4 protein-coding genes and 1 pseudogene are annotated in these 2,833 nt (G+C 67.3%); 3 read left to right on the top strand and 2 right to left on the bottom strand.

The window, feature by feature from the left end:
* Positions 1-256: 256 nt before the first annotated feature.
* Positions 257-411 (bottom strand): annotated as a pseudogene (locus ACZ499_RS11120) (cold-shock protein).
* Here ACZ499_RS11120 and ACZ499_RS11115 point away from each other — a divergent pair.
* Positions 337-579, top strand: a complete 243-nt coding sequence (locus ACZ499_RS11115; RefSeq protein ID WP_468674090.1) for a hypothetical protein — start codon at positions 337-339, stop codon at positions 577-579. The pseudogene ACZ499_RS11120 and the gene ACZ499_RS11115 overlap by 75 nt on opposite strands.
* A 102-nt stretch (positions 580-681) precedes the next feature.
* On the opposite strand, the gene ACZ499_RS11110 is transcribed toward ACZ499_RS11115, so the two are convergent.
* Positions 682-1,020 (bottom strand): MerR family transcriptional regulator, encoded by a 339-nt coding sequence (locus tag ACZ499_RS11110; protein WP_468673828.1) that lies wholly within the window; start codon positions 1,018-1,020, stop codon positions 682-684.
* A 1,045-nt stretch (positions 1,021-2,065) separates the two neighbouring features.
* Between ACZ499_RS11110 and ACZ499_RS11105 the strand changes: the two genes are divergently transcribed.
* Both ACZ499_RS11105 and ACZ499_RS11100 read left to right on the top strand, forming a co-directional pair.
* Entirely contained in the window at positions 2,066-2,302 is a 237-nt protein-coding gene (locus tag ACZ499_RS11105) for a hypothetical protein (RefSeq protein WP_468673825.1), read from the top strand.
* 21 nt (positions 2,303-2,323) lie between these two features.
* On the top strand, positions 2,324-2,683 hold the full coding sequence (locus tag ACZ499_RS11100; protein WP_385547517.1) for a hypothetical protein: 360 nt from the start codon (positions 2,324-2,326) through the stop codon (positions 2,681-2,683).
* Positions 2,684-2,833 lie beyond the last annotated feature (150 nt).

Genomic DNA, 2,833 nt, shown 5'->3' with positions numbered 1-2,833 from the left:
GTGGCGCAGCCAGACCGCGAATACCACATACCCTACATCACTCCGCGCCCTACCTCCCTCGCCCGTACCGCTGCCTCTCCTCCCCCCCCCCCCCTCCCCCCCCCCCCCCGATCCTGTGCACGACAAGTCCTGTCGGCGCGCGCCCGGTACGAGAGCGGGCCCCCTTGTCCGGCTGAAAGCACGGCCCGCACGGCCCGCGCGGGCCTCGGCAGTCACCGGACGCGGAGTGCCCTGCCCCTCGGGCAATGCTGCGAGGTCAGGCCGGGTTGATGTTCTCGGCCTGCGGGCCCTTTTGGCCTGAAGCTCACGAAAGCCCGAGGAGCTGATCGCGGAGTAGTGCGCGAAGACATCCGGGCCGCCGCCGTCCTGGGCGATGAAGCCGAAACCCTTCTCCGCATCGAACCACGTCACAGTTCCCGTAGCCATTGTCATGACTTCCAGTCGATGAACGCCTCCCGCTCCATGTGGAAGGCAGAAATGATCGACCTGGTTCCTGCGGCACAGCACAGCAAAACGCCCACACCCAAAGCGTGGGCAAAAAGGCGTCGGCAAAGACGAACTCCGAACCACGACAGCTGACGCCGACCTACACACCCGCACAGCGCGTCACCACGGGAACGATCACACCGCACACCGGGACTGCGCGGGCGGTGGCCGCCGATACCGGCGGGCACGCTCCTCTCATGCCGCGGCCGTGGGGTTGGGGGATTCGGCGGTGCGGCGGTGTTCGGCGTTGATGCGCTGGGCTTCTTGGAGTTGGTCTTCGAGGATGATGATGCGGCAGGCGGCTTCGATGGGTGTGCCCTGGTCGACGAGTTCGCGGGCGCGGGCGGCGATGCGGAGCTGGTAGCGGGAGTAGCGGCGGTGTCCGCCTTCGGAGCGGAGCGGGGTGATGAGGCGGGCGTCTCCGATGGCGCGGAGGAAGCCCTGGGTGGTGCCGAGTATTTCGGCGGCCCGGCCCATGGTGTAGGCGGGGTAGTCGTCGTCGTCGAGACGGCCGTAGGAGTCGTCTGCTGTCATCTGCACCTCTCTGTGGTCTCTGTGGTCTCTGTGGTCTCTGTGGAACGCGTTGAGGGGCCCTGGTGCCATATGGCACCAGGGCCCCGAAGGAACTGCTACACCATCTGCCGGCCCTAGTGCCGCACCGGCCTTCTGTGTCCGCAGACCCGGCCTTCACGCTGCCGGGGGTGCGGGGATCGCGGTTGCTTGACCGGAGACCACCTCACTATCGATGTCCTGCGGTACCCGGGCTCAAGGCTTCCGCCCGGGCGATCCTGATGGCGCTCGGCTCCTCCGTTCTTCCCTCTGAACAATCACTTACCAAACGGGGTACTGCGAACTGCGTACTGCTTGCACTGCTGATATTGCGAACTGCTGGTGGCCTCGCCAAGCGCCACCCCGTCGGCAGCCAGCCCCGTCGCCCGTCGTGCGTCTGCTCTGGCTTGGAACCCCACTGCCGAACCTCCCGGTGCGCGCGCCGGCAGCCGACGCCTTCACCGAGGTACCGCTCACTGACTTCACTGCTGGGTACTGCGTACTGCACCAACCGGTACTGCCACTGCGTCAACTGCCGTACTGCTCACGGCGGCCCCTGATCACTGCGGGCCACCCGGTCCGGTCGTCAGCCGCGTCGCCGTCCTGCAACAACCCTGGCTTCGCAACTCCACCACCGCACCGTCCTGCAACTGCACCTGCGGGTACTGCTCCCCGGCAGTTCGTCTCTGCCGGGCCCTGCTTGTCTCTCTGGCTACGAGAGAAACCATAACCACACCACCGGCGAATGTCTACTCCGGCCAACATAGATTTCCGCACGTTCGAACATGAGGTACCCGCCTCGACCGGTCTGTCGATGGTCGGAGCAGCCCGAAGCTCAGGTCCGGCGCTCGGAGTGACCCACAGCCGCGCAGCCCGTCGGGCTTCCCGGGGCGCCGCCGACTTCGCCACGACTACCGTCGACAGGTGCCAGCCACCACTGGGCATTCATGCTTTCGGGCGTATCACCCCGACAGGCCGGCCAGTGACGGGTGGCACCAGGACCCGCGCCGGTCTTGACGGGCCTGGCCCGATGACCGAGCGGCTCGTGGAAGTGGAAGCGGTGCACGAGGGTGCTGCCGCGAATACCGTTGCCGACGCACGCAATTCGGCACGGACCCTTCTCGACCTGATCGGCGGCACCGGGGGCTTCGGCCGGCCCATGGCCGACCGCCTCGCCCGCGCCGCCGCGGTCACCCGCCGGGCTTCCGGTGGCAGGACCGTGACGCCCGTCCCGCCTGGTAGCGCCACGGTTCAAGCAGCCGGATGACCGGTGAATATAATCTGCGTCATGTCGAAGCCTGACGAGCTGCTCGTTGACGTCGCCGCCCTGGTGGAGTCCGGGCAGAGCAACCAGATGTCCCTGACCGTGGTCACCGGTGGTGCTGTCATCACCGGTCGGCTGGCTCCCGAAGCAGTGTGGAGGCTGAGGGTGTCGGATGTACTGACGGACTCGGACCGCCTGGGAGAGTTCTCCTCCATCTTCAACGCCCCCGCGAAGAAGGACGGGCCGCCCACGCATCTGCACTTCCATGTCGCCCGGATCCTGCAGGGCACCGTGGGGATCCCGGAGACGGGCGGGATGTACCGCGTGGCGATCGAGGACGTCAGCGCCTGGACCGTGGGCGACTTCAGCTATTCCGACCGCTGAGCAATCGCTGCGGCGGGAACCCGTCGCACGCACTGTGGGCCCGACCGGCATGCCGGGCCAGACCCCCGCCACTCAAAGGTCGGGTCGCGCCTGTTCCCCCCAGCAGAAAGGCAAAGGGGTGCCCCGCATCCCGGAGGGTTCCTGCAGATA

The organism is Streptomyces sp. NPDC031265 (genome assembly GCF_055570295.1).
Note: the sequence above shows the minus strand (reverse complement) of the source record. Positions and strands in the feature narration are given on the sequence as shown.

Coding starts and splice junctions, on each gene's coding strand:
- ACZ499_RS11110 (WP_468673828.1), bottom strand. CDS start 1,020: ATGACAGCAGACGACTCCTACGGCCGTCTCGACGACGACGACTACCCC.
- ACZ499_RS11105 (WP_468673825.1), top strand. CDS start 2,066: ATGACCGAGCGGCTCGTGGAAGTGGAAGCGGTGCACGAGGGTGCTGCC.
- ACZ499_RS11100 (WP_385547517.1), top strand. CDS start 2,324: ATGTCGAAGCCTGACGAGCTGCTCGTTGACGTCGCCGCCCTGGTGGAG.